Source organism: Halomonas sp. 3A7M (genome assembly GCF_014897875.1).
GTDB lineage: Bacteria > Pseudomonadota > Gammaproteobacteria > Pseudomonadales > Halomonadaceae > Vreelandella.
The window spans coordinates 1-794 of sequence record NZ_JABUZD010000135.1; the positions used below are offsets into that span (position 1 = coordinate 1).

Consider the following 794-nt stretch of genomic DNA (forward strand, 5'->3'; position numbering starts at 1 on the left):
AACCTCAATAACAGTGATTTTATTGAGGCGCTGTACAACAATACTCTGGGTCGCCCCAGTGATGCTGAAGGCAAGGAATATTGGTTGAACCAGTTGGCGAGTGACGAGGATCGTGACGATATTCTGGAGGCGTTTGCACTTTCAGATGAGCATGTTGACTTGGTGCTCATCGGCCAGAACAATCAGGATGCTACTATCTTCTGATACTTCAGCATGAAGTTTAAACTGGAAACACGTTTCTGGATACGTTTCTGACTATGCTTTTCAAAACTGTCTGCCAACCCTATTCAGAGATTTCGTTGGCAGACAGTCCACATTATGAAAGCGATAGGAACTCATCACGAAGACAACTTGTCAGATAAACCCTAACTTAAATTTTTCATGGCGTATAAAAGAAAACGATTGGCAATTTTAAATTTTCAAGATCTTGCATCAAAACCAAGATCAAAAGTTACTTCCAAAATAATGCCTGAAAAATTGACCTTCTCGCTACTCTCACGGCACCAAATTGAAGCTGGCTTGTTGAGGTCACATCACCTCCGATGCAGGGTTACTTTTGCTACGGGAAGACGACAAGCAATGTCGACTTACACGTCGCTTGGCATCGATACTTCATTATCTTCTGGCACCAGATAAAATTCGCCACAAGTTCGGCACCTTGGTCCGTCAGCGCGTGTTTGGAATCGCCGCTGGCTATCAAGATCTTAACGACCATGAAAATGAGGTGCTTGCAGGTACGCAAGGGCTCCAGTAAGTGCCTATTCAAAATTAATCGCGTGCAAAACTCCATAGCC

The 794-nt window shown here is 43.8% G+C and carries 1 protein-coding gene and 1 pseudogene; both read left to right on the forward strand.

Going from position 1 to position 794, the window contains the following annotated elements; translation table 11 throughout:
* A partial coding sequence (locus INT19_RS11935) for a DUF4214 domain-containing protein (RefSeq protein WP_193060898.1) occupies positions 1-204 on the forward strand: 204 nt, incomplete at its 5' end.
* 258 nt (positions 205-462) lie between these two features.
* A pseudogene (locus INT19_RS11940) lies at positions 463-718 on the forward strand (transposase); the annotation flags it as partial.
* Positions 719-794 lie beyond the last annotated feature (76 nt).